Annotated in this window: 23 protein-coding genes; 13 read left to right on the forward strand and 10 right to left on the reverse strand. The window is 66.9% G+C overall.

Going from position 1 to position 25,414, the window contains the following annotated elements; translation table 11 throughout:
- Positions 1–3: 3 nt before the first annotated feature.
- Positions 4–1,518: a tripartite tricarboxylate transporter permease gene (locus B0E41_RS01490; protein WP_077328074.1), complete on the forward strand. Its 1,515-nt coding sequence runs from the start codon at positions 4–6 to the stop codon at positions 1,516–1,518.
- Between the two features lie 74 nt (positions 1,519–1,592).
- On the forward strand, positions 1,593–2,339 hold the full coding sequence (locus tag B0E41_RS01495; RefSeq protein WP_077328076.1) for a TerC family protein: 747 nt from the start codon (positions 1,593–1,595) through the stop codon (positions 2,337–2,339).
- Between the two features lie 93 nt (positions 2,340–2,432).
- Here B0E41_RS01495 and B0E41_RS01500 read toward each other — a convergent pair whose 3' ends face one another.
- Positions 2,433–3,485, reverse strand: a complete 1,053-nt coding sequence (locus B0E41_RS01500; RefSeq protein WP_077328079.1) for an ABC transporter substrate-binding protein — start codon at positions 3,483–3,485, stop codon at positions 2,433–2,435.
- Between the two features lie 106 nt (positions 3,486–3,591).
- Between B0E41_RS01500 and B0E41_RS01505 the strand changes: the two genes are divergently transcribed.
- Both B0E41_RS01505 and B0E41_RS01510 read left to right on the forward strand, forming a co-directional pair.
- Positions 3,592–4,272 (forward strand): response regulator, encoded by a 681-nt coding sequence (locus tag B0E41_RS01505; RefSeq protein ID WP_077328119.1) that lies wholly within the window; start codon positions 3,592–3,594, stop codon positions 4,270–4,272.
- Positions 4,256–5,635: a sensor histidine kinase gene (locus B0E41_RS01510; protein ID WP_077328081.1), complete on the forward strand. Its 1,380-nt coding sequence runs from the start codon at positions 4,256–4,258 to the stop codon at positions 5,633–5,635. The genes B0E41_RS01505 and B0E41_RS01510 overlap by 17 nt, the downstream gene beginning before the upstream one ends.
- A gap of 29 nt (positions 5,636–5,664) precedes the next feature.
- Here the strand turns inward: B0E41_RS01510 and B0E41_RS01515 are convergent, their stop codons facing one another.
- Positions 5,665–7,833, reverse strand: coding sequence for a sigma-54-dependent Fis family transcriptional regulator (locus B0E41_RS01515; RefSeq protein ID WP_253194533.1), 2,169 nt, complete (start codon positions 7,831–7,833; stop codon positions 5,665–5,667).
- A gap of 308 nt (positions 7,834–8,141) precedes the next feature.
- On the opposite strand from B0E41_RS01515, the gene pedF reads away from it, so the two are divergent.
- Entirely contained in the window at positions 8,142–8,639 is a 498-nt protein-coding gene (pedF, locus tag B0E41_RS01520) for a cytochrome c-550 PedF (RefSeq protein ID WP_077328083.1), read from the forward strand.
- Positions 8,640–8,706: 67 nt separating this feature from the next.
- Positions 8,707–9,606, forward strand: a complete 900-nt coding sequence (locus B0E41_RS01525; RefSeq protein WP_171984633.1) for a transporter substrate-binding domain-containing protein — start codon at positions 8,707–8,709, stop codon at positions 9,604–9,606.
- A 343-nt stretch (positions 9,607–9,949) separates the two neighbouring features.
- Here B0E41_RS01525 and B0E41_RS01530 read toward each other — a convergent pair whose 3' ends face one another.
- From B0E41_RS01530 to B0E41_RS01565, 8 genes are all read right to left on the reverse strand, one after another.
- Positions 9,950–11,056: a helix-turn-helix domain-containing protein gene (locus B0E41_RS01530; RefSeq protein ID WP_077328123.1), complete on the reverse strand. Its 1,107-nt coding sequence runs from the start codon at positions 11,054–11,056 to the stop codon at positions 9,950–9,952.
- Between the two features lie 306 nt (positions 11,057–11,362).
- On the reverse strand, positions 11,363–12,406 hold the full coding sequence (locus B0E41_RS01535; RefSeq protein ID WP_077328087.1) for an XdhC family protein: 1,044 nt from the start codon (positions 12,404–12,406) through the stop codon (positions 11,363–11,365).
- A 39-nt stretch (positions 12,407–12,445) separates the two neighbouring features.
- Positions 12,446–13,057, reverse strand: coding sequence for a carbon monoxide dehydrogenase subunit G (locus tag B0E41_RS01540; protein WP_077328089.1), 612 nt, complete (start codon positions 13,055–13,057; stop codon positions 12,446–12,448).
- A 32-nt stretch (positions 13,058–13,089) separates the two neighbouring features.
- A complete protein-coding gene (locus tag B0E41_RS01545) occupies positions 13,090–14,283 on the reverse strand; it encodes a VWA domain-containing protein (protein WP_077328091.1) in 1,194 nt (397 codons plus the stop codon).
- A 146-nt stretch (positions 14,284–14,429) separates the two neighbouring features.
- Positions 14,430–15,353, reverse strand: coding sequence for a MoxR family ATPase (locus B0E41_RS01550; RefSeq protein WP_077328093.1), 924 nt, complete (start codon positions 15,351–15,353; stop codon positions 14,430–14,432).
- A gap of 87 nt (positions 15,354–15,440) precedes the next feature.
- Positions 15,441–16,232, reverse strand: a complete 792-nt coding sequence (locus B0E41_RS01555) for a xanthine dehydrogenase family protein subunit M (RefSeq protein ID WP_077328095.1) — start codon at positions 16,230–16,232, stop codon at positions 15,441–15,443.
- Between the two features lie 14 nt (positions 16,233–16,246).
- Positions 16,247–18,619, reverse strand: coding sequence for a xanthine dehydrogenase family protein molybdopterin-binding subunit (locus tag B0E41_RS01560; protein WP_077328097.1), 2,373 nt, complete (start codon positions 18,617–18,619; stop codon positions 16,247–16,249).
- A 12-nt stretch (positions 18,620–18,631) separates the two neighbouring features.
- Positions 18,632–19,102: a (2Fe-2S)-binding protein gene (locus B0E41_RS01565; RefSeq protein WP_077328099.1), complete on the reverse strand. Its 471-nt coding sequence runs from the start codon at positions 19,100–19,102 to the stop codon at positions 18,632–18,634.
- A gap of 440 nt (positions 19,103–19,542) precedes the next feature.
- Here B0E41_RS01565 and B0E41_RS01570 point away from each other — a divergent pair, with 440 nt between their 5' ends.
- From B0E41_RS01570 to B0E41_RS01600, 7 genes are all read left to right on the forward strand, one after another.
- Positions 19,543–20,019 carry a 4Fe-4S dicluster domain-containing protein gene (locus B0E41_RS01570; protein WP_077328101.1) on the forward strand — a complete coding sequence of 159 codons (477 nt, stop codon included), beginning with the start codon at positions 19,543–19,545 and terminating at the stop codon, positions 20,017–20,019.
- A gap of 28 nt (positions 20,020–20,047) precedes the next feature.
- A complete protein-coding gene (locus B0E41_RS01575) occupies positions 20,048–21,895 on the forward strand; it encodes an aldehyde ferredoxin oxidoreductase family protein (protein WP_077328103.1) in 1,848 nt (615 codons plus the stop codon).
- Between the two features lie 73 nt (positions 21,896–21,968).
- Positions 21,969–23,324 (forward strand): FAD-dependent oxidoreductase, encoded by a 1,356-nt coding sequence (locus tag B0E41_RS01580; RefSeq protein WP_077328105.1) that lies wholly within the window; start codon positions 21,969–21,971, stop codon positions 23,322–23,324.
- A gap of 103 nt (positions 23,325–23,427) precedes the next feature.
- On the forward strand, positions 23,428–23,682 hold the full coding sequence (locus tag B0E41_RS01585; protein ID WP_077328107.1) for a MoaD/ThiS family protein: 255 nt from the start codon (positions 23,428–23,430) through the stop codon (positions 23,680–23,682).
- Between the two features lie 6 nt (positions 23,683–23,688).
- Positions 23,689–23,991: a hypothetical protein gene (locus B0E41_RS01590; RefSeq protein ID WP_077328109.1), complete on the forward strand. Its 303-nt coding sequence runs from the start codon at positions 23,689–23,691 to the stop codon at positions 23,989–23,991.
- A 174-nt stretch (positions 23,992–24,165) separates the two neighbouring features.
- Positions 24,166–25,119 carry a LysR substrate-binding domain-containing protein gene (locus B0E41_RS01595; RefSeq protein WP_077328111.1) on the forward strand — a complete coding sequence of 318 codons (954 nt, stop codon included), beginning with the start codon at positions 24,166–24,168 and terminating at the stop codon, positions 25,117–25,119.
- A gap of 92 nt (positions 25,120–25,211) precedes the next feature.
- On the forward strand, positions 25,212–25,412 hold the full coding sequence (locus B0E41_RS01600) for a hypothetical protein (protein ID WP_143433611.1): 201 nt from the start codon (positions 25,212–25,214) through the stop codon (positions 25,410–25,412).
- Positions 25,413–25,414: the final 2 nt, after the last annotated feature.

The following is a 25,414-nucleotide window of genomic DNA, read 5'->3' on the forward strand; positions in this document are numbered from 1 at the left end:
AACATGGACACTTTTACCGCCCTGATGGACGGCTTTACCGTCGCGCTCAGCATCCAGAACCTGCTGCTCGGCCTGCTCGGCGTGACGCTGGGCACAGCCATCGGCGTGCTGCCCGGCGTCGGGCCGGCGCTGACCATCGCACTGCTGCTGCCAGCCACCGCCAACTTCGAGCCGACCGGCGCGCTGATCCTGTTCGCCGGCATCTACTACGGCGCCATGTACGGCGGTTCGACCACCTCGATCCTGCTCAACACGCCGGGCGAATCGGCCACCATCATCACCGCCATGGAAGGCAACCTGATGGCCAAGCGGGGCCGCGCCGGCCCGGCGCTGGCCACGGCGGCGATCGGCTCGTTCGTGGCTGGCACGCTGGCCACGGTGATGCTCACGATGGCGGCGCCTGCGATGGTGGAGGTGGCGCTGAAGTTCGGCCCGGCCGAGTACTTCGCGGTGATGGTGCTGGCCTTCGTCACCGTCTCGGCCGTCCTGGGCAACTCGCCGGCGCGCGGTCTGGCGAGCCTGTTCTTTGGCCTGGTGCTGGGCCTGATCGGCATCGACAGCCAGAGCGGTCAGCCGCGCCTGACGCTGGGCATTCCCGAGCTGCTCGATGGCATCGACATCGTGATCGTCGCGGTCGGCCTGTTCGCGGTCGGTGAGACGCTGTTCGTCGCGACCTACCTGAACCGCATCGTCGACAAGATCGAATCGGTGAAGGGCTCGGTGTGGATGAGCAAGTCGGACTGGGCGCGCTCGTGGAAACCGTGGCTGCGCGGCACCGCCATCGGCTTTCCGTTTGGCGCCATGCCGGCCGGTGGCTCTGAGATCCCGACCTTTCTGTCTTACGCCACGGAGAAGAAACTCACCAAGCACCCGGAAGAGTTTGGCAAGGGGGCGATCGAAGGCGTGGCCGGGCCCGAGGCCGCCAACAACGCGGCCGCCGCCGGCATGCTGGTGCCGCTGCTGACCCTGGGTCTGCCCACCGGCGCGACAGCGGCGATCATGCTGTCGGCCTTCCAGCAATACGGCCTGCAGCCCGGCCCGCTGCTGTTCGCCAGCGAGCCGCAACTGGTGTGGGGCCTGATCGCAAGTCTGTATGTGGGCAACGTGCTGCTGCTGGTCCTGAATTTGCCGATGGTCGGGCTGTGGGTCAAGCTGCTGTCGATCCCCCGACCGCTGCTGTACGCCGGCATCCTGGTGTTCGCCACGCTGGGCGCCTATGGCCTGCGCAACTCGTGGTTCGACCTGGCTCTGCTGTACGGCATCGGTCTGATCGGCTTCGCGATGCGCCGCTACGACATTCCGGTGGCGCCCACCATCGTCGGTTTGATCCTGGGGCCTCTGGCCGAAACCCAGATGCGCCGTGCGCTGGCCATCAGCCAGGGCGACCCAACGGTGTTCCTCACGCAGCCGATCTCGGCCACGGTGCTGGCCATCACGGCCGCCGTGCTCATCGTGCCGCGCCTGCTCAAGCGCCGCCGGGCGCCGGCCTCCACGCCCTTGTCAACGGGTGCGCCATGAAAATAGACATCTCCAACCCCGCGTGCTGGCTGTCGGACGGCCAGATCATCCTGAAACGCTAGAGGAGAGACATCATGGAACTGCTCTCGGATCCCAATATCTGGATCGCCTTCTTCATGCTCGCCGCGCTCGAGATCGTGCTGGGCATCGACAACATCATTTTCATCAGCATTCTTGTGGGGCGTCTTCCTGCCGCGCAACGCGATCTTGCGCGCCGCCTCGGGCTGGGCTTTGCCATGGTCTCGCGCATTGCGCTCTTGTTCAGTCTGGCATGGGTGATGACGCTGACCGCGCCCCTTTTTACGGTGTTCATGCAGGCCATCAGTGGACGCGACCTGATCCTGCTGGGCGGCGGACTGTTCCTGCTGTGGAAGGCCTCCCATGAAATTTTTCTGGAAGTCGAGGTGCATGAGACCAAGGAGGAGAGCGCAGGCGTCGAGTCCGTGAAAGCGGGAGCCTCCGTGTTCTGGGGGACGATCGTACAGATCGGTGTTGTGGACATCGTGTTCTCACTCGATTCGGTGATCACTGCGGTCGGCATGGTGGACAACCTGTCGGTCATGGTGGCTGCCGTTGTTGCCGCTGTCGGCGTCATGCTGTTTGCTGCAAAACCCATTGGAGACTTTGTGGACCGGCATCCTTCCATCAAGGTCTTGGCTTTGGCCTTTTTGACCATGGTGGGAACACTTCTGGTTGCCGAGGCTTTCGATGTGCACGTGCCCAAGGCGTATGTGTATGTGGCCATGGCGTTTTCATTGGGTGTTGAAGCATTGAATATCCGTGCACGCACCAAGCGCGCGCTTGCCAGGCAGGCTGCCTAGTGAACCCGCGCCTTCACACCCATGGCTGCGTTGTCCATCTTCGCGAAAGCACAGATTGAGGTGAACGCTTGGTCAGGCGCGTCCGTGAACGCGCTAACTCGGGCGCAGCGCCTGGTTCCAGCGCCTCTGGAAGGCCAGGCGCTGGCTTTGGTCCAGGTGCGCCAGCAGCCCCGGCCCGAGCGCGATCGGCCGCAGCGAGGGGAGTGGGCGCGGCGACCGGGCGGTGTCGGTCCGGACCCCCTGCAGGCCGCCGGCCTCGGCCAACAGGCGCTGGCCCGGCGCCGACAACAGGTGGTCGAGCCACAAGCGTGCACCCTGCGGATTGGGCGCCGAGCGCGCGACGAAGGCCACGCGCGACACGGCCAGGGTGTAGTCCTGCAAGTAGATGACGCTGAGTTCCGGCCGCTTGCGTGCGAAGACTTCGGCATAGCTGCCCAGGACGTTGTGGGCCAGCAAGGTGTGCCCGGCGGCCACGCTGTCGAGCATGCTCTGGGTATCGGCATGCAGACTGGCGCGGCAGCGGCCGAGCGCATGCGCCAGCTCCCAGTAGCGCGGTGTTGCCATCGCATCCTGGGCCGCGATCAGGAAACCCAGGCCGGCGCGTTCAATGTCGTAGGTGGCGACGCGGTCGCGCCAACGCGGCACGTCGGCGAGCAACAGCGCCGTCAACGCGGCATGCGTCTGTGGCACCTCGCCGGCGCCCAGCAGTTGCCGATTCACGACGAGGCCGACCGGCTCCAGCGTGGTGCCATAGGCCTCGTGCCTCCAGTTCGCCCATTTCGGCAGCCCGGCTGCGTGCGGGCTTTCATGGCGCAGGGCGTACCCGTCGTTGACCAGCTTGATCTGCAGGTCCATCGCCGAGCTCCACAGCACGTCGGCGTTGGACGCTGCTTCGTCCTGTTGCAGGAAACTTTGGTACAGCTGCAGGCTGCCCAGCTCGACGTAGTCCACCCGCAGGTCGGCATGGCGGCGTTCGAAGTGTTCGATCAGTGGCTGCACCGTGTGCCGGTCGGTGGTCGAGAGCACCCGCACGCGCCGAGTGTTCGCCGCTCTCAATGGAGTGGCTGCCAGCGCCGGGGCGGCCACGGAACTGGCGACGGCAAGGCCCAGCAAGCCGGCTCCGATTTGTCTCCGACGCAATGGCATGGGTGGAACTCCAAAACGCTATTATCACCATGCTCTTCGCGTGTCCACCCCGACGCGGAATCCTGTCGCTGATGGGCCGGCCAACCAAATTTTTCTGTCCGCCACCTTGCATATCTTGCTGGTTGAAGATCAATTGCCGCTGACGCAAACGCTGACGCAATCCTTCGGTGCGCTCGGCATTCAGGTAAGCTCTTGCGCCGATGGATTGCTGGCCGACACCACCTTGCACCAGCATGCGTTCGACATCGTGATACTCGACCTGGCATTGCCGGGCATGCTCGGCATTGAAGTCCTTCGCCGCCTGCGCCAGCGCGGAGACAAGGTGCCGGTTCTGGTGCTCACCGCCAGCGGCGACACCTATGACCGGGTTCAAGGTTTGAATGCGGGCGCCGACGACTACCTGGCCAAGCCCTTCGACCTGGCCGAACTGGAAGCCCGCCTGCGGGCCTTGTACCGGCGCTCGATCGGTGCCGTGGATTCGGCGGTGGGCGTGGCCACGCTGGTGTTCAACACGGTGACACGCCGCTTCACGATCGGCACACACCCACTTGATTTGCCGCCACGCGAACACGACCTGCTGGAGGCCTTGATCGTGCACGCCGGCCGGCCGGTCAGCAAGCTGGTGCTCACCCAGCGACTGAGCGGTTGCGAAGCGGTGCTCAGCAACGAGGCGCTGGAGATCTACGTGCATCGCCTGCGACGCCGGCTCGACGGCAGCGGGGCGAAGATCGAGACCTTGCGCGGGCTCGGCTACGTGCTGGTGGCGGCCGATGACACGCCTGCGTGACCTGCTGCTGCGCTGGCTTCTGGTCCCGACGCTGGCGCTGTGGTTGATCTCGGCCACGGTGGGTTACTTGCGCAGCCTGGCACTGGCACACGAAGCCTACGACCGCACCTTGCTCGGCTCCGCGCTGGTGATCGGAGAGCGCCTGAGTGTGCAGAGTGGCCAGATCGTGGTGGACCTGCCTTACGCCGCACTCGCCATGCTGCGCACCGACACGCAGGACAGCATCTTCTATCGCGTGGCGACGCTGGCGGACGGCCGCCACATCACCGGCTATGCCGACCTGCCTCCCCCTTCCACGCCTCTCGGCAGCGAGCCGCTGTTCTATGACGCAACCTATAAAGGTCAGCACATACGCGTCGTCGCGCTGGCCTGGTCGGTGGTCGGCGATAGCCAGCCGCAGACCCTGACGGTGCAGGTCGCCGAGACGATGGATGCGCGGCGCCAGCTGACGCGGCGCATCGTCTCCGAGTCCGCGGTGATGCAGTTGCTGCTGATCGCCGCCGCCGCCGGCCTCATCGGCCTCGGTGTTCGGCGCGGCCTGGCGCCCCTGAAGCGGTTGCGCGACGACGTGCGCGCGCGCGACGCCAACGACCTGACGTCGATCGACACCCACCGTGTGCCGCGCGAGGTGGTGCCGCTGATCAACGCGATCAACGTCCATACCGAACGGCAACGCCAGCTCAGCGACGCGCAGGCGCGCTTCATCGCCAACGCATCGCATCAGCTGAAGACGCCACTGACCGTGCTGCGCGCCCAGGTCGATCACGCCCTGCAGCAGAACGACCACGAAGCCATGCGCACGGTGGTCCAGAGCGTTCACCAGTCCACCCAGGCGACTCAGCGCGTCATGAACCAGCTGCTGAGCTTGGCGCGCAGTGAGCCCGGTCGACCGCTGGACATCGAGGCGCTTGATCTCACCGCTCTGGCGCGCGAGCAGACCTTCGACATGCTGGCGTTGGCGCGGGCGAAATCCATCGACCTGGGCTTCGAAGGTGAACTGCCTGTGCCGGTGCGCGGTGAACCGGTGCTGCTGCGCGAACTTGTCAACAATCTGGTGCACAACGCCATCAGCTACACCCCGCCGGGCGGCCACGTGACAGTGCGGGTGTCCCAGTGCGACGGGCGAGCGCACTTGGGCGTGATCGACAATGGCCCGGGCATTCCCCCCGAGGAACGCCCCAGGGTGTTTGAGCGCTTCTACCGTGGCGCGGCCACCAGCGCGCACGGCACCGGCCTCGGCCTGGCGATCGTGAAGGAAATCTGCGATCGGCACCAGATCGAGATCACGATCGTGGACGACCCGAGCGGCAAAGGCCTGTCCATTCAACTCATCTGGCCGCCGACAGATCCACCCCACGCCTGACGAGGCTGTGCAAAAACCCGGCGCGGGGGTTACAGCAGCCCCGGCGGCAGCTGATCCTTCTTCCGGTAGATCGTGTTGCGCGACACCCCCAGCGCCTTGGCGGCCGCCGACACATTGCCCTTGTGCAGCCGCAGCATCTGCGCCATTGCGCTCAGCGCCACGTCCTGCAGGCGCTGGCCGTCCACCGCCGGTTCGGGCATGGGCGGTGAGCTGGGTGTTTCGGGCAGTTCGGACTCCGTCGGGGCGATGGACCCCATCAGGCGGCTCGGTATCGGGTTGGGCAGGCCGTGTTCCAGCTCTTCGAGGAAGTCGTCGGGCAGGTGCTCCATGTCGATCACACCGTCGCAGCCCACCATGACCACGGCCGTGCGCAGCAGGTTGTGCAACTGGCGGAAGTTGCCCGGCCAGTGGTAGCGCTTGAAGATGTCCATGACCCGCGCCGAGATGCCGACTTGCTGGCTGTTCTCGCACAGCGCCTTCACAATCTTCTGCACCACGAGGTCGAAGTCGGTGCGCTCGCGCAGCGCCGGCAGGCGCACCACCAGGCCGTTGAGGCGGTAGTACAGGTCTTCGCGGAAGTCGCCGCGCGCGATCATGTCTTTCAAGTTCTTGTGCGTGGCGCTCACCACGGCCACGTCCACGTCCACTTCCTTGCCCGCGCCCAGTGGGCTCACCTTGCGCTCCTGCAACACGCGCAGCAGCCGCGCCTGCAGATGCTTGGGCATGTCGCCGATCTCGTCGAGGAACAGCGTGCCGCCGTTGGCCTGCAGGATCTTGCCGATCGAGCCCTTCTTGCGCGCGCCGGTGAAGGCGCCTTCTTCGTAGCCGAACAACTCCGACTCGATCAGGTTGTCGGGAATCGAGGCGCAGTTGACCGAAACAAAGGGCTGAGCCGAGCGCGTGGAGTCGCCGTGAATGGCCTGGGCCAGCAGGTCTTTGCCGGTGCCGGTTTCGCCCAGGATCATCACCGGGATGTCCTTGCCCGAGACCCTGCGCAGCTTGTGAATGACCGCAGCCACTTGGGGGTCTCCGGTGTCCAGGTACTGCAGCGACGACAGCTGCATCTTGCGCCCGGTCTGTTTCAGCAGCGCTGGCGCCGAAGCCGCCGATGGGGTGGCGGTGTGCTGCTCTTCGGCCTGCTGCGGGTTGGCTGCCATGGGTCGCCCCGCCGACCAGGGGTTGCTCGTCTTGACCTTCACCCGGCACCAGACCGACACGCCGTTGTGCAACACCAGTTGTTTGGGGTTGGGCATGGCGCCGCTGAACAGCTCGAACAGCGACGACATCGAGATGCCGAAGAGCGACGAGAAGGTGTGGGCCTTGAGCGCGGCAAACGGCAGGCCGATCTGGAACTGCGCGCTGCGGTTGGCGGAGATGAAACGCCCCTCGGGCGAGAACACCGCGATGCCCTCGACCAGCGTGCCGAGGAACTCGGAGCGGGTGTGGAAATGCACCCGGATCGCCTTCGGGAAGATGTCGGCGAACATGTGGTTCTCGATCATCTGTGCCGACATGCGCACCAGCGCCAGCGTGTGCTGGTGGAAGCTGCGGTGGTCGCCGGTCACGTCGAGCGCGCCGATCACCTGGCCGTAGGGGTCGAAGATGGGCGCGGCGGAGCAGGTGAGGAACTTGTTGGCGTTCAGGTAGTGCTGGTTGCCGTGCACGGTGAGCGCTTCTTCCTCGGTCAGCGCGGTGCCGATGGCGTTGGTGCCCTTGTTCTGCTCCGACCAGTCCATGCCCGGCGTGAGCGCCACGCGCGAGGCTTTCTCCAAGAAGTCGGTGTCGCCCAGCGAGTGCAGCACCATGCCTTTGGCCGAGGTCAGCAGCACCATGCTGTGGGTGTTGACGATCTGGTCGTAGAGCGTTTCCATCACGGGCGCGGCGTGCTGGAACAAAAACCGGTTTTCGTCCAGTGCCTCGGTCAGGACGCCGCGCGAAGGGCTGGAGAAATCGGGCTCACTCTGCTCGGTGAGGCCGTAGGCGCGCGAACGCTGCTGCGACTGACCGATCAGGTCATGACCGGCAGGCGAGTGGGCCGGCGGCGGAGTGTCGGCTCGCTCACCGCCGGGTGGCGTGTACATGGCGGCACTCATGTCGTCTCCTGGGTCCGGGGGAAAGCCGCCCCAGAAGTCCATGGTCCAGTTGGGATCGTCCGGCGTGCCCTGGGGGGGGGAATGTTCGTGTTCGGTGTGACTCATGTGATTCTCTTCATATCTGTGCCACGAATCAACACTGGGTATTCCCCGAGTGAAACAGTGTGTGGCCAAGTGCCTCCGTCTGGTACATAGCAAGTAGCCGGCCATTCGATCCACCGGCTTTCTGGCACAGCGACCCTGCGCGAGGTGTCCCAGTCGACCCTTCTGGAACAGGTGTGTGATGCAAATTGGGACAGTTGGAGCACGGGCCTGCACGGTGGCCGTGGCCTGCACGGGCGTGGGTTTCCAGTGGCCTGCTTATTGCTTTTAAGGCTTCCAACCCCCTGTTTTGGAACCTGGAGACAAGCCCCATGAAAACCCCATTCCTCAAGCTCCCAGCGCGTTCTCACCTGCGCCTGCTCGCCCTCGCCGCCTGCAGCTTGGCCGCTGCCGCCGTGATGGCGCACGGCGACGTGACGCCACAAGCCGTCGACACCCACACCCTGCCGCAGCTCGGCGCCAAGTGGCTCGACGCCAACCCCTACAACGACGCGAGCCCGGCGCGCGGCGAAGCCCTGCGCATCGGCACCTCGGCCTACAACCAGAACTGCGCGCGCTGCCACGGCCTCCAGGCCATCTCCGGCGGCATCTCGCCCGACCTGCGCAAGATCGACAGCGACTGCACCGGCATGGCCGACGCGGGCAAGAAGGCCGCGTGCTTCAAGGAGATGGACGACTACTTCATCGCCACCGTGCGCCGCGGCCGTGTGCGCGATGGCCGCGTCTACATGCCGCCGTTCGAAGGCACGCTCTCGCAAGAAGCGATCTGGTCGATCCGCACCTACATCGAGACGCGCCGCGAGCCGTGAACATGGGGCCGTCCACGGGGACGTGCCAGAGCGCCACATCACCACAACGACTCCAGAGACAAGACCCATGACACAGACTCCCTCGACCACCGCCATCGCCCGCACCGGCGCGCTGCGCCGCCGTGAGGCGCTGGCCTTGTTGTCCGCACTGGCCGCCCCCTGGCCGGCGCTGGCGCAGACCGAGCTCACCGACCTGGCGCGCATCCGCGCCAACGGCATGCTCAAGGTCGCGGTGTACAAGGACAACGCGCCCTTTTCCGACGGCCCTGCGGCCGACATGAAAGGCCTGGACGTGGCGCTGGCCGAGGGGCTGGCGCGCCAGATGAACCTCAAGCTCTCGCTGCTGCCTTTCGACGCGGGCGAAAACATGAACGACGACCTGCGCAACATGGTCTGGCGCGGTCACTACCTGGGCTACGGCCCGGCCGACGTGATGCTGCAGGTGCCGGCCGACAAGTTTCTGGCGCAGGGCAACCCGCAGGTGATGATCTTCGCGCCCTACATGCGCCAGTCGGTGATCTTGATGCACGACACGCGCAAGCTGGCCGACGCAGCGGTGCCCGAAGATTTGAAAGGCCTGGCGCTCGCGGCCGAGCGCGGCGCGGGTGCGGCCAGCGTGTTGATGGGGTATGGCGGTGGCTTGTTGCGCAACCAGGTGTCCATCTTCAACTCGGGCATCGAAGCCGCGCAGGCGGCGGTGGACGGCAAGGCCGTTGCCGCTTTCGTGACGCGGGCGCAGGCCGAAGCCACGCTGTTCCGCAACCCGGGCGCCGCGGCCCACTTCCGCATCAGCAAGATCAACTTCAACAACGGCATCGCCGACACCGGCTGGCCCGTGGGCATGGCGGTCAAGACCGCAAACAAAGAGCTGGCCCAGGGCTTGGAGGCCGCGATGAAATCGCTGCGCGACAGTGGCGAGATGCTGGCGATCTTCAAGCAGAACGGCTTGACGCTCACCGCGCCCTGACTGTGGTACCCCCCGCGCCGCTTCGCGTCACCCCCCAGGGGGCAACGCGAGCGGCCTGGCGGAGCCAGTTCCGCCGCGTTCCCGGTGAATGCATCCTCTCCGGACATGTGTGTGCTTGACGGCAGCAGGTGTCCATCCCTTTCCGCCCTGTGGCGTCTCCGGCGCGTGCCTTCACCCAGAACGCGGTGGAACCGGCTTTGCCGGGCCACTCGCGTTGCCCCTTGAGGGGCGGAGCGGTTACGCGCAGCGAACAAGCGACGGGGGTGGGCGTGGCGCCCATCCGGCTTTGCCGGTCAAAGGGCGTGGTCCCCCTGGGGGGAAGCCGCGCAGCGGCGCAGGGGGGCTATCTCTTTCCGATTTTTCGGTACACCGTGGCCCGGCTGATTCCCAGCGCGCGCGCCGCTTCCATGACGTTGCCTCGCGCGTCTTCGACAGCTCGGCGGATGAGGGCGGTCTCCACGTCTTTGAGGGGCACGCTGTGGCTGGCGGGGCGTGCGGTGCCCGCTGCGTTGCTGCCCGGGCTCTGTGCCAGCACCTGCAGGCGAAGGCCGGACCAGAGCGGCACCTCGATGGCCGTGCGGTGGTTGCTGGCGGCATCAAACAGCGTGTCCGTGGGCACGGCAAACACCTCGCCGCAGTGCAGCGGCTGGCGTTGCGTGGACAGCCCCAGCATGTCGGCCGCAGCACGGTTGGCGCCGGTGATGGCGCCGTCGTTGTCGACGCACACCAGGCCGTCGTTGTCGTCGCCCAGCACCCGGCCTGGCCAGTTCAGGCGCAGCAGGAGGCGGTGGGGGCGGGCGGTGGTCAGTGCGTTTTCGATGCTGCGCGCGGACTGGGTGACCAGGTGTTTGAGGGCGGGTTGTTCGGCCACGTCCACGCCGGTCAGGTCCAGCATGCCCACGCACAGGCCGTCGGGTCCGAAGATCGGCGCGCCCGCGCAGCTGAAGATGCTGGTGTCGTTGAAGAAGTGTTCGCCCCGGTGCAGCCACACGGGCTCGTGTTCCGCGAGCGTGGCGCCGATGGCGGTGGTGCCCACGGCGGATTCCGAGAGGTTCACGCCCAGGCGGGCGATGGCGGCGGCGTGCGGGTTGTTGCGGTCCACCGGACCGTCCACGCCGATCACCGTGCCGCGCGCGTCGGTGAGGATCGCGAAGTAGCGGGTGTGCACCATGGCCCGCGAGAGCGAGCGGATCACCGGCGCGGCGGCCTGCACCAAGGGGCGGCTGGCGTCGAGCGCATGCTGCATGGCCCCGGCCGACACGGGCTCGAAGCTCACCCGTTGCCGAGGGTCCTTCCCCTGCGCCAGGCAGCGCCGCCAGGAGCGTTCGATGGTGGGAGCCAGCCAAGGCGAAGGCGCCGAGTCGCGGGCTTCGAGCACGGACAGCCGTGCCCGTTTGATCAAGGCCAGGCGCTGGTCGGATGGCGTGGGGTTCGGTGTGTGGGGAATCACGTCTGCCTCTGCGGTCGGTGGGCTCTGGAACACAAGTGTTGCAAATTGCGACAGCCATGGGTCAACTCACCCCCGGTCTGAGCGTCTGAGGAGCATCTGCGCAAATCACGTGCCATGGTGCCGGGGCAAACCCGGGGACGTGAGGGGATGCAACCCAGAGCTCCGTCGGGCTGCGATGCCGGCACGCTCAGTGCTCCATGGCGGTGATAGGGTCGCCGATGAACCAGGGCACCGCCGGGCCGGCTTTGCCGGACGGCCAGTGCCGCCCCCTTGGGGGGTAGCGCGCAGCGCTGCGGGGGGGAGTGATTACCCCGCTCTCAGCCGTTCCTTGGCCGGCCCGACCTGCGTGTCGCGCGGCAAGGGCACCGCGTTTTTCACCGCCAGCACCTCGGCCATGATGCTGACCGCGATCTCGGAGGGCATCTTGCTGCCGATGTAGATGCCGATCGGTCCACGCAGCAGGGCCAGGCTGTGTTCGGTCTGGTCGAAGTGTTCGATCATGCGGGCACGGCGCGCCTCGTTGTTGCGCCGCGAGCCGATGGCGCCGACGTAGAACGCCTCGCTGCCCAGGGCTTCGAGCAGGGCCAGGTCGTCGAGCTTGGGGTCGTGCGTCAGCGCGATCACGCAGGTGCGGCGGTCGACGTTGAATTCGCGCACCACGTCGTCGGGCATGCCGTGGGCCAGCGTCACGCCGGCCACCGTCCAGCTGCTGCGGTATTCCTCGCGCGGGTCGCAGACCGTGACCGCGAAGCCGCAGAACAGGGCCATGGTCGAGAGGTATTCGGTGAGCTGGCCGGCACCGATCAGCAGCATGCGGTACTCGGGGCCGAAGGTGTTGCGCAGCGTCACGCCGTCGTCGCTGAGGCCCGTGGGTTTGTCGCAGGGCTGCAGCGTGACGGCGCCGGTGGCGAGCTCGGTGTCGCGCTGCATGAGCCGACCCTGACTCAGGGCCTGCACCAGCGCCGCGAGCGTGTCGGCATCGGGGTTGAATTCGAGCAACAGCTCCAGCGTGCCGCCGCAGGGCAGGCCGAAGCGATGGGCCTCGTCGGCGGTGACGCCGTAGGTCACCCGCTCGGGCGGGCCGGTGGGAATGTCGTGCGTGATGCCTGCCGCTGAGACTTCTGCGCCCGCCGGGGTGTTGGCCCGACTGTAGCGATAGATCAGGTCGTCTTCGATGCAGCCGCCCGAGACCGAGCCCACCACCGAGCCGGTTTCGCACAGCGCCATGATCGAGCCCACCGGGCGCGGCGACGAGCCCCAGGTGCGGACCACCGTGGCCAGCAGCGCGCGTTGCCCGCTGCGCCGCCATTGCAGCAGCTTGCGCAGCACCGTGATGTCGAGGTTTTCCATGTGTGGTTTCCAGTGCGTGGAGTGTGCCGGTGTTGCGCCTCAGCGGCTCAGCCACCAGATGACAGCGACGACCACGGCACCGGCCACCCACACCCAGGCGGGCATGCCGCCGCTGGGCACGGGGTTGGTCGATGCGGCCACCACGGCCGTGTTGTCGCCTGCCGCCGCAGTGACGGCATCCCGCGCCGCATAAGCCTCGGGGTGGGCCTTCTGCATCGCTTCGTCGAAGCGTTTGAAGAAGTCCTCCGACATGGCCTTGGCGGTGCCGTCGATCAGGCGCTGGCCCAGCTGCGCGATCTTGCCGCCCACGGTGGCGTGCACCGTGTAGTCCAGCTCGCAGCCGCAGCCGCTGCCGTTGGGGCTGAGCTTCACTTCGGCCGCGCCCTTGCCAAAGCCGGCAACGCCGCCCTGGCCCTCGAAATTGATCTTGTACGACGCGGGCGCGACGATGTCGCTGAGCAGGATCTTGCCGGCGAACTTTGCCGAGACCGGCCCGATCTTCAGCGCCATGCCCACGGCGTACTGGTTGTCGCCGGTGGCCTCCAACTTGTTGCAGCCGGGGATGCAGGCCTTGAGCACCTCGGGGTCGTTGAGCGCATCCCAGGCCTGCTGCTGGGTGATGGCGAGGGAGCGGTTGCCTTGCATGTCCATGGTGTTCTCCTATCTTGTAGTGGTGTGGGTATTCAGCGTTTGAGCAAAGCCGCCAGGCTGGCGGCCAGGTCGTCGAGCTTGCTGAGGTTGTGCACCGCCAGCATGCCGTGGGCGTGGCTGTGCAGTTCGGCGGCGCCGCGCGCCAGCGGCGCATAGCCGTCGAAGCGCAGCAGCGGGTTGAGCCAGAGCAGGCGGCGGCAGCGGCGGCGCAGCCAGTCCAGGGCCTCGCCGAGTTCCTTCGGTTCGCCGGTGTCCAGCCCGTCGGTGACGATCAGCACCAGGGTGCGGCGGCCAACCAGGCGGCGCGCGTGCTCATGGCGCAGGGTTTGCAACGCAACACCGAACTGGGTGCCGCCCGCGAAGTCCTCAATGGCGGCGCTGGCGTGTGCGAGCATGTCGTCGGTGTCGGCCTGACGGAAGGCGGGTGTGAGGTCGGTGAGCCGGGTGCCGAAAGCGAACACATCGCGGCGGCGGTGGTGGCGCGTGGCCGCGTGCAGAAAGGCCAGCAGCAACCGGGTGTAGCGCTCCATGGAGCCCGACACGTCCACCAGCACCAGCAGCGGCAGCGGTTGCTCGCGCCGCTCCAGGCGCGGCAGCTCCATCAGCTCGCCACCGTTGCGCACGGCGCGCTGCATCAGGCCCGGCCAGTGCAGTTGCGCGCCTTGTGCGCCCGGCCGCGTGCGGCGCGAGGCGAAGGTGGGCAGCGGCAGCCGGATGTCGCGCGCCAGGCGCTCGACCAGCCGGTACTCGGTGCCCGAGAGCGCGTTGAAGTCGGCGTGTTTCAGACGCTGCAGGTCGCTCGCGGTCATGGCGGCGTCGAACTCGACCTTCTGGTCTTCTGCCTTCGGTTTGGCCTGGTGGCCGAAGGTCTTTTGCGGCGACAGCGCCTCGCGCACACGCGGGCGCCGCTGGCTGGGCTCGGCCTTGCCCTCGGCGCTAGGCAGCAGTTGCGAGAGCAGCTTCTGCGCGATCTCGGGGTTGCGGAAGTACACGTCGAACAGCTCGCGGAACACCAGCCGGTCCTGCTCGCGGCTGACCAACACGGCCTCCATCGCGGCGCTCACGTCCTGCTTGCGTTCCAGCCCCACGGCCAGCGCGGCGTCGGCCGCCAGCGCGATGCGCGAACTGTCCACCCGCACGCCGGCGCGGCGCAGGGCGCGGCCAAAGCCGGTGATGTTGTCGGCGAGTTTGCCGCTGCGGGCGTCACCCAGTTGTGCTATCGCCATGGCTTCAGCAGTCCATGGCGCCGGAGCGCCAGTCGCACCGCATGAAACAACGCCACCCGGGGGCACCGAGGAACCGGCTTTGCCGGGCCTCTGGTGCCGCCCCCCTTGAGGGGGGTGACGCGAAGCGGCGCGGGGGGTGTTTCATCTCAGGCTTCCGCGTCGGCGGGCTTGAGCAGCTCGGCCGCCATGTCGCGCGTGAGCGCGGCCACGTCTTCGCGCTGCTTGAACAGGATCCCTGCGGTGTCGGACAGCACCTCGGGGTCGATGGCCAGCGTGTCCAGCGCCACCAGGGCCTTGGCCCACTCCACGCTCTCGGCGATGCCGGGCGCGCGCTGGAAGGCGTTGGCAAAGGGCTGGCTGCGCAGCCGGCCCACCACCTCGGCGACCTGGGCCGAGAGTTCGGCCGAGGCCTGCGGCACCTGGGCGCGCACGATGTGCAGCTCGCGCTCGCGCTCGGGGTAGTCGAGCCAGTGGTACAGGCAGCGGCGCTTGACCGCGTCGTTCAATTCGCGGGTGCGGTTGCTGGTGAGGATGGTCACCGGCGTGATCTGCGCGCGCACCGTGCCCAGCTCGGGGATGCTGACCTGGTACTCGCCCAGGTACTCCAGCAGAAAGGCCTCAAAGGGTTCGTCGGCGCGGTCCACCTCGTCGATCAGCAGCAAGGCGCCGGGTGCTGGCGCCTGCAGCGCCTGCAGCAGCGGTCGGCGGATCAGGTAACGCTCCTGGTAGACCTCGCGCTCGATGCGCTCCACCTCGTCCGCGCTGCCGGCCGCGTCGTGCCTTGCCTGGGCCGCGCGCATGTGGAGCAGCTGGGCCGCGTAGTTCCATTCGTACAGCGCCTCGCGCTGCTCCAGGCCGTCGTAACACTGCAGGCGCAGCAGCTCGCGCTGCAACACCTTGGCCAGGGCTTTGGCCAGCTCGGTCTTGCCCACGCCGGGCTCGCCTTCAAGCAGCAGCGGGCGCTGCAGTTTGAGCGCGAGGAACACCGCCGTGGCCAGGCGTCGGTCGGCGTAGTAGCCGGCGGTCTGCAGCGCCTGGATGAGCGCGTCGATGGAGCTGAATGCGGTCATGGGTGTGGGCCGTGTGGGGCTGGGGTCGCTGAAGAAAAAAGGCCCCGGGTTTGCCAACTCGGGGCCCCCATTGCCGTGGAAGCCGCTTCAGGCGAGCAAGGCCACCGCGCGCTGGGTCAGCACGCTGATGAGGTTGGCGCGATAGGCGGCGCTGGCGTGGAGGTCGGCGTTCAGGTCGCTGGCATCGATCTTTACGGCCGCTGCGGCTGGTGGTGTGAAGCTCTGGTTGAGCGCATCCTCCAGCCCGGTGTGGCGGAACACGCCGCCGCTGCCCGCGCCGGTGACGGCCACGCGCACGCCGCTGTCGGTCTGCGCGACGAAGACGCCGGTCATGGCAAAGCGCGAGGCTGGCTGGTTGAACTTCATGTAGACCGATTTCTTCGGGATCGGGAAGCTGATGGCCGTGATGAGTTCGCCCTCGTTCAGCGCGGTGGTGAACATGCCCTGGAAGAAGTCGTCGGCCGCGATCTGGCGGTGCGTGGTGTGCACCGTGGCACCCAGGCCCAGCACCGCGCTGGGGTAGCAGGCGGCGGGGTCGTTGTTGGCAACCGAGCCGCCCAGCGTGCCCATCGCCCGCACCTGCTTGTCGCCGATGTGGGCGGCCAGATCGGCCAGACCGGGAATGGCGGCCTTGACCTCGGCGCTGTTGGCCACGTCGATGTGGCGCGTCATGGCACCGATCACCAGGGCGTTGCCTTCGCGCTTGATGCCGGCCAGTTCCTTGACGCCGCCCAGGTCCACCAGCGAGCCGGGTTCAGACAGGCGCAGCTTCATCGAAGCCAGCAGGGTCTGGCCGCCGGCCAGGGGCTTGGCGCCACCGGCGGCGGCCTTGCTGGCATCGGCCAGGGTCGAGGGTTTGTCGAATGTGAATGCGTACATGGTGTGCTCCTCGGTCAGGCCTTGGCAGATTGAATCGCTTCCCACACGCGACCGGGCGAGGCGGGCATGTCGAATTCCGTGACGCCCAGCGGCTTGAGCGCGTCGAGCACCGCGTTGATCACCGCCGGCGGCGAGCCGATGGCGCCGGCCTCGCCGCAGCCCTTGGTGCCCAGCGGGTTGTGGGTGCAGGGCGTGCAGATGGTGCCGATCTTGAACTCGGGGAAGTCATCGGCACGCGGCATGGCGTAGTCCATGAACGAGCCGGTGAGCAGCTGGCCGGTTTCCTGGTCGTAGACGCAGTTTTCCAGCAGCGCCTGGCCGATGCCCTGAACGATGCCTCCGTGCACCTGGCCCTCGACGATCATGGGGTTGATGATGGTGCCGAAGTCGTCCACCGCGCTGAACTTGTCCACGCGCGTGAAGCCCGTGGCCGGATCCACCTCCACCTCGCAGATGTAGGTGCCGGCGGGGAAGGTGAAGTTGGTCGGGTCGTAGAACGCGGTTTCGTTCAGGCCCGGCTCCAGCTTGTCGAGCGGGTAGTTGTGCGGCACATAGGCGGTGAGCGCGACCTGGCCGAAGGTGACCTTCTTGTCGGTGCCCTTGACGGTGAACTCGCCGTTGGCGAACTCCACGTCGGCGTCGCTGGCTTCCATCAAATGGGCCGCGATCTTCTTGGCCTTGGTCTCGATCTTGTCGAGCGCCTTCATGATGGCCGCGCCGCCCACCGATATGGAACGCGACCCGTAGGTCCCCATGCCGAACGGCACTCGGCCCGTGTCGCCGTGCACCACATCCACCGCATCCACCGACAGCCCCAAGCGCGCCGCGACGACCTGCGCGAAGGTGGTCTCATGGCCCTGGCCGTGGCTGTGCGAGCCGGTGAAGATGGTGACGCTGCCAGTGGGGTGCACGCGCACCTCGCCGCACTCGAACAGGCCGGCGCGCGCACCGAGCGCCCCCGCGATGTTGCTGGGCGCGATGCCGCAGGCCTCGATGTAGCTGCTGTAGCCGATGCCGCGCAGCAGGCCCTTGGCGGCGCTGGCCGCCTTGCGCTGCTCGAAGCCGGCCACCTCGGCCAGTTCCTGCGCCTTGTTCATGCAGCCCAGGTAGTCGCCCACGTCGTACTGCAGGGCCACGGGTGTCTGGTAGGGCCAGCTGTCGATGAAGTTGCGCTTGCGGATCTCGTCCTGCCCGATCCCCAACTCCCAGCCGCAGCGGCTCACCAGGCGCTCCAGCAGGTAGGTGGCCTCGGGACGGCCGGCGCCGCGGTAGGCGTCCACCGGCGCGGTGTTGGTGAACCAGGCGTCCACCTCCACGTACACCTGCGGCGTCTTGTACTGGCCCGCGAGCAGCGTGGCGTACAGGATGGTCGGCACCGCGGTCGAGAAGGTGGAGAGGTAGGCGCCCAGGTTGGCGTGGGTGTGCACCCGCATCGCGAGGAACTTGCCGTCCTTGTCCATCGCCATCTCGGCGTGGCTGATGTGGTCGCGGCCATGTGCATCGGTCAGGAAGGACTCGCTGCGCTCGCAGGTCCACTTGATACTGCGGTTGATCTGCTTGGCCGCCCAGGTGAGCGCCACGTCTTCGGCATACAGAAAGATCTTGGAGCCGAAGCCGCCACCCACGTCGGGCGCGATCACGCGCACCTTGTGCTCAGGGAGGCCGAGCACGAAGGCCGTCATCAGCAGGCGCTCGACGTGCGGGTTCTGGTTGGCGACGTAGAGCGTGTATTCCTCGGTGGCACGGTTGTACATACCGATGGCCGCGCGCGGCTCCATGGCGTTGGGCACCAGGCGGTTGTTGATGAGGTCGAGCTTGGTCACGTGGGCGGCGTTGACGAAGGCGGCGTCCACCGCACCCTTGTCGCCAATGGCCCACTTGTAGCAGTGATTGTCGGGCGCGGCTTCATGCAGGGCCGGGCCCAGGGCGGCGGTGCGCATGTCGACCACGGCGTCGTGCATGTCGTAGTCCACGTCCACCGCTTCGGCGGCGTTCTTGGCCTGTTCCAGGGTTTCAGCGATCACCATCGCCACCTGGTCGCCCACGTAGCGCGCCTTGCCGATGGCGAGGATCGGGTGGGGCGGCTCCTTCATCGGCGTGCCGTCGGTGCTGGTGATCAGCCAGCCGCAGGGCAGGCCGCCCATCTTGCCGTCGATGTCCTTGCCGGTGAAGATTTCCACCACGCCGGGCATGGCCCTGGCGCGGGTCAGGTCGATGCTTTTGATGGTGGCGTGTGCGTGCGGGCTGCGCACGAACACCGCGTAGGTTTGATTGGCCTGCGTGATGTCGTCGGTGTACTGGCCGGCACCGGTGAGGAAGCGGTAGTCCTCCTTGCGGCGGACGGCCTCGCCGATGTGCGGCAGCTTGGCGAAATCGGATGCACCCATGTCTGTTTCTCCTTAGGACGAAGCCATGTCGGCCTGGCCCTTGACCACAGCCTTGACGATGTTCTGGTAACCGGTGCAGCGGCACAGGTTGCCTTCGAGCAGCTCGCGGATTTCGCCGGCGCTGGCCTTGGGGTGGTGGGTGCAGAGGTCCACCGCGCTCATGACCATGCCGGGGGTGCAATAGCCGCACTGCAGGCCGTGGCACTCCTTGAAGGCCGCCTGCATCGGGTGCATGGTGCCGTCGGGCTGGGAGAGGCCTTCGATGGTGGTGATGTCCGAGCCGCTGACCTGCACGGCCAGCACGTTGCACGACTTGATGGCCCGACCGTCCCGGATGACGGTGCAGGCGCCGCACTGCGCGGTGTCGCATCCGACATGGGTGCCGGTGAGCTTGAGGTGCTCGCGCAGCACCTGAACCAGCAATGTGTGGGGAGCGACGTCCACCGAGGTGGGTTTGCCGTTGACCTTGAGCTGAACCTGCATCTGTGTCTCCTGTTGGTGGGGTCGCCAATCAGTGAAACATGGCTCAAAAAAGAGCGAATTGCGTGTTAACCCTCAGATCGAAATCGCGGTCTGAAACATTCTCAATTTGAGACAGCTTTTGAGGTGTTCTGGCGGTTGAAAAATATTGATTTCAAAGCGAATTTGAGGAAATAAATTGCATTGGTTGCATATGAAATGGCAGGCAGATCGATGGCGGACAGCGGAGTCCACAAAAGGTCTGTGTGGGTTTGAAATGGCTTGTGTTTCAAAGGCAAACTTCAGGGAATGGGGGGTGTCTCAAACTGAGATTTTGTGTCCGTCGGGCGGGGCGCTTGAGGGTTATCCCTGAGCGATAGGCCTACCTTCAGGTCAACAATCGTATGAACACATGGGCATATCCCTCCAGCGGCCGTGTGTGACCCACAACCGGAGACCCACGAATGCAAAAAATCCTCCACATCAACCCGGACAAGTGCACGGGTTGCCTGCAGTGCGAAATGGCCTGCTCGTTCGAGAACTACGGCACCTACGCCACCTCGAAGTCGCGCATCAAGGTCTTTGACTTCCACCACACCGGCAAGAAAGTCCCCTACACCTGCACGCAGTGCGACGAGGCCTGGTGCCTGCACGCCTGCCCGGTCGAAGCGATCACGGTCGACAAGGTCACCGGCGCCAAGGTGGTGAACGAGACCACCTGCGTGGGTTGCAAGGTCTGCACCATCGCCTGCCCCTTCGGCACCATCAACTACGTGCAGGAAACCGGCAAGGTCCAGAAGTGCGACCTTTGCGGTGGCGAGCCGGCCTGTGCCGACGCCTGCCCGACCGCGGCGATCACCTTCGTGGACGCCAACTGGACCGGCATCGACAAGATGAAGCAGTGGGCCGACAAGCTGGGCAACCAGCCCTCCGCCGCCTGATCCCCCCAACACACTTAGGAGCTTCAACATGTCTTGGGCTGGAAAAATCCTCCGCGTCAACCTGACCGCGGGCACCGTCAAGTCCGAACCGCTGAACATGGAGTGGGCACGCGCCTACCTCGGTTCGCGCGGCCTCGGCAGCAAGTACCTGATCAGCGAGATCGACCCCAAGGTGGACCCGCTGTCGCCGGAGAACAAGATCATCTGGGCCACCGGCCCGCTGACCGGCACCATGGCTTCCACCGGCGGCCGCTACACCGTCATCACCAAAGGCCCGCTGACCGGCGCCATCGCTTGCTCCAACTCGGGCGGCTACTGGGGCGCCGAGCTCAAGATGGCCGGCTGGGACATGGTCATCTTTGAAGGCAAGTCGGCCACGCCGGTCTACCTCTACATCAACGACGACACCGCCGAGCTGCGCGACGCTTCGCACCTCTGGGGTCAGAGCGTGTGGAAGACCGAGGAGATGCTCAAGACCAGCCTGCAGGACCCGCTGGTGCGCGTCTCCAGCATCGGCAAGTCGGGCGAAAACGGCGTGCTGTACGCGGCAGTGGTCAACGACCTGCACCGCGCGGCCGGCCGCTCGGGCGTGGGCGCCGTGATGGGCAGCAAGAACCTGAAGGCCATTGCCGTGCGCGGCACCAAGGGCGTGGGCAACATCCGCGATCCCAAGGCCTTCATGCAGGTCACCAAAGAGAAGAAAAAAATCCTGGCCGACAACGCGGTCACCGGTCAGGGCCTGCCGGCCTACGGCACCCAGGTGCTGATGAACGTGATCAACGAGATGGGCGCCTTGCCCACGCGCAACCACCGCGACGTGCAGTTCGAAGGCGCGAAAGACATTTCGGCCGAGGCCATGGTCACGCCGCGCGCCACCGACGGCAAGAAGCACCTGGTGACCAACCAGGCCTGCTTCGGCTGCACCATCGCCTGCGGTCGCATCAGCAAGATCGACGAAGGCCACTTCACCGTGGCCAACAAGCCGCAGTACTGGGGCGCCAACGGCGGCCTGGAATACGAAGCGGCCTGGGCGCTGGGCGCGGCCAACGGCGTGAACGACCTCGAAGCGCTGCAATACGCCAACCTGCTGTGCAACGAAGAGGGCTTCGACCCGATCAGCTTCGGCGCCACCGTGGGCGCCGTGATGGAGCTCTACGAAATGGGCGTGCTCACCGCTGAGCAGCTCGGCATCGACGCCAAGTTCGGCTCGGCGCAGGCGCTGGCCCACTTCGCCGAAATCACCGCCAAGGGCGAAGGCTTCGGCAAGGAGATTGGCCAGGGTTCCAAGCGACTGACCGAAAAATACGGCTACCCCGATCTGTCGATGAGCGTGAAGGGCCAGGAGTTTCCGGCCTACGACGGCCGCGCCATTCAAGGCATCGGCCTGGCCTACGCCACCAGCAACCGTGGCGCCTGCCACCTGCGCGGCTACACCATCGCCTCCGAAGTGCTGGGCATTCCGGTCAAGACCGATCCGGTCGAGAGCGAAGGCAAGCCCGAACTGGTGAAGGCGTTCCAGGACGCGACCGCTGCGTTCGACTCGTCGGGCCTGTGCGTGTTCACCACCTTCGCCTGGGGCGTGGCCGATCTGGCGCCGCAGCTGCAGGCCGCGTGCGACGAAGAATTCACCACCGAAGAGCTGGAGAAGATCGGTGAGCGCATCTGGAACATGGAGCGCGAGTTCAACAACGCCGCCGGCTTCACCGCCAAGGACGACAACCTGCCCAAGCGCCTGCTCACCGAAGCGGCCAAGACCGGTGCCTCCAAAGGCATGGTCAGCAAGCTGCCCGAGATGCTGCCCAAGTACTACGCCGCCCGCGGCTGGGACCCTGAAGGCCGCCCGACGGCTGAAACCAGGGCACGTCTGAGCCTTTGATCTTTCGCATCGGGGACTGATGCAACGAAGAAGCGGTCCCCGTGACCGCTTCTTTCATTTGGAGAACACTTTCATGACCCACCACGTCATCCTCGGCGCCGGCCCGGCCGGTGTCATCGCGGCGGAAACCATCCGCAAGCACGCGCCGAACGATCGCATCACCGTCATCGGCGACGAAAACGAAGCGCCGTACTCGCGCATGGCCATTCCCTATCTGCTGATTGGCAAGGTCGGCGAAGAGGGCACGCACCTGCGCCACACGCCGGGGCACTTTGAGGCGCTGAACATCAAGGTCTTGCGCGGCGTGCGCGCCAAGCTGCTGGACACGGCCAATCGCAGCATCGGGCTGAGCGACGGCAACACGCTGCACTTCGACACGCTGCTGATCGCCACCGGCTCCTCGCCCGCGACGCCGCCCATTCCCGGCATCGACGGCCCCGGTGTGCACAGCTGCTGGACGCTGGCCGACGCCCGCGCCATCGCCAACCTGGCCAAGCCCGGCGCCAAGGTGCTGCAGATGGGTGCCGGCTTCATCGGCTGCATCATCATGGAATCGCTGCAGCAGCGCGGTGTGGATCTGTCCGTCGTCGAGATGGGCGACCGCATGGTGCCGCGCATGATGGGCCCCACGGCGGGCGGCATGATCAAGGACTGGTGCGAGAAGAAGGGCGTCAAGGTCTACACCGGCGCCAAGGTCGAGGCCATCGAGCGCGGCGATGGTGCCGAGCCCGGCCTGCTCGGCAAGATCGCGCAGGCCGTGGGCCTCGGCTCATCGGCTGTGCCCAACGGCAAGATGCAGGTGCGCCTGTCCACCGGCGAGCGGCTGGAGGCCGACCTCGTGATCAGCGCCACCGGCGTTCGGCCCAACATCGGCTTCCTGGAAAACAGCGGCGTGCGCTGCCTGGTGGGGGTGCTGACCGACGAGCACCTGCAGACCAACGTGCCCGGCATCTACGCGGCCGGCGACTGCGCCGAGGCCTTCGACAAGGTCTCGGGCAAGACCATCGTGAGTGCCATTCAGCCCAACGCCGCCGAGCAGGCGCGTGTGGCCGCGCTCAACATGGTGGGCCAGCAGGTCGAGCTGATGGGCGTGACCCAGATCAACGTGCTCGACACGCTGGGCCTGATCTCCACCAGCTTCGGCAACTGGGAAGGCCTGTCCGGCGGGGAACACGTGGAGTTGACCGATGAGAAAGCCGGCCGCCACCTGAGCCTGCAGTTCAAGGACGACCGCCTGGTGGGTTGCAACAGCGTGGGCTGGACCGACCACGTGGGCGTGATGCGCGGCTTGGTCGAAGGCCAGGTGAGGCTGGGCGAGTGGAAAGACCGGCTCATGGACGACCCGACGAAACTGATGGCCGCTTACCTGTCGGCGGCACAGGGGCAAGGCCACTGGAGTGGCGCGGCGGACGACCGTCGACGTGCATGAATTTGCCCCCACGCTCCGCCGCTGCGCGGGTCGCTGCCCCCCGAGGGGGCTGATCCGCCTTGGGGCGGCCCGGCGGCGGATCGATCGCTACACAATCCTCCCCATGCGCATCACCTTCAAACTCTTCGCCACGCTCACCGACTACCTGCCCGCCGAGGCTCGGCGCAGCAACGTGCTGGAGCTGGACGTGAGCCCGGACGCGCCCATCAGCCAGATCATCGAGCCCTTCGGCCTGCCGCCGAAGCTGGTGCACCTGGTGCTGGTGAATGGCAAATACATCGAGCCGGACAAACGCATGAGCACCACCCTCAACGAGGGGGATGCGCTGGCGATCTGGCCCCCTATCGCCGGGGGTTGAGGCCGCATGCAGTCGAGCTACGCTGATCGCTTCGAGCGCGACATGGGGTGCACCGAGGACGAGTGGCTGCGCTGGTTGCCGGCTGCAGTGGGCGAGGGGCGCCCCTGGCGCGTGGAGGGCGCGTCAGCCCTGGTCGAGATCGCGCCCGGTTCGCTGCAACTGCGCTGGCAGGTGATGCCACCGCGCGTGATCGCGCTGATGCGCATGCCGGTGCTGCGCGTGGGCTTCGTGTTTGAGGGGCTGGACGCAGTGCAGCGCTTTGCCTTCATGAAGCGCTTCGATCTCTACATGCAGCGCGGTGGTGGGTAGTCGGAGTACCCCCCGCGCCGCTTCGCGTCACCCCCCAAGGGGGGCGGCACTGGCCGTCCGGCGAAGCCGGCCCGGCGGTGCCTCTGGGTTGGAACCTCGTGCTCCGGTCTGGTCCTGCGGTTCTTGGGTGATAGGCTGTCACCCACTTCGGGCGCACCTGCTCCACACCACCCCATGAACCTGCTCACCTCCCTGCGCTACCTGGTGGCGCTGCACGATCACCGCCACTTCGAGCGCGCGGCCCGGGCCTGCCACATCACCCAGCCGGCGCTGTCGAACGCGTTGCGCTCGCTGGAGCGCGAGATGGGCACGCCCATCGTGCGCCGTGGCCGCACCTACTCCGGCCTCACGCCCGAGGGTGAACAGGTGCTCGCGAGCGCGCGGCGCATGCTGCACGAGCACGAGATGCTGCAGCAGTCGCTGGCCAGCCAGGCCGACCAGCCGGTGGGGCGCTTGCGGCTGGGCGTGGTGCCCTCGGCGGTGCCGGTCGCCACGCGCTTTTGTGCGCTGCTGCAGGCGCGCCATCCTGGTGTTTCGCCCGTGCTGTTGTCGCTGCCCTCGGGCGAGATCGAGGCCGGGTTGAAGGCGATGTCGCTGGACCTCGGCCTCGGTTTCCTGGAGCGCGTGAACCCGCGCAACAGCGGCTTTCAGGTGCTCGCCCAGTACCAGGAACACCACTACCTCGTCACCCGCGCACCGCGCTCGGGCCGCGCCAAAGCGCCCGCCGCCAGCCGCATGGGCGAGCCCGTGCCCTGGAGCGAGGCGGCGCAGCAGCCGTTGTGCCTGCTCACGCCCGACATGCACAACCGCAGCGTGGTGGACGCGGCCTTTGCGCGCGCGGGCGCCGTGGCTCGGCCGGTGATGGAGACCAACTCGGTGTTCGCGCTCGCGCTCGCGGTGCGCTCCGGCCCGCTGGCCAGCGTCATGCCCGGTGCGCTCGTGGCCAGCTTGCGCGACCAGCCGGGGCTGGTTTTCCGGCCACTCACCCGGCCCGACGTGCAGACGCCCGTGGGCTTTCTGACGCGCCGCGATGTGGCATCCACGCGGGTGCTGGCGGCGGCGCTGGCCTGGGCCCAGGACCCTGCCTGGCGCGCCGAGCTGGCCACCCTGAGTGGCACGCTCAGCTGACCATTCTGCTGGCGCGGGTTCATTCAAGATGTGAATGAACCCATGTGGCAAAGCAATTTGACGCAGGGGGCGCCAAGCGACACAGTGTGGCGATGAGCATCCCCACTTTGCGCACCATCCCCATCGCCGTTGCGGCGCCCTCGAAACCCGACGGCGCCCGCAAGGGCATGAAAGCCCGGGCCCACCTCAAGGGCCGCCAGGCCACCCCCACCGCCACCGCCGCCGTGCGGGCGTTGATCGGCCCACCGCCCGCACGGCGGCGGTGGCGGTGGGGGTGGCCTGGCGGCCCTTGAGG

Source organism: Hydrogenophaga sp. A37, from assembly GCF_002001205.1.
Classification (GTDB): Bacteria; Pseudomonadota; Gammaproteobacteria; order Burkholderiales; family Burkholderiaceae_C; genus Hydrogenophaga.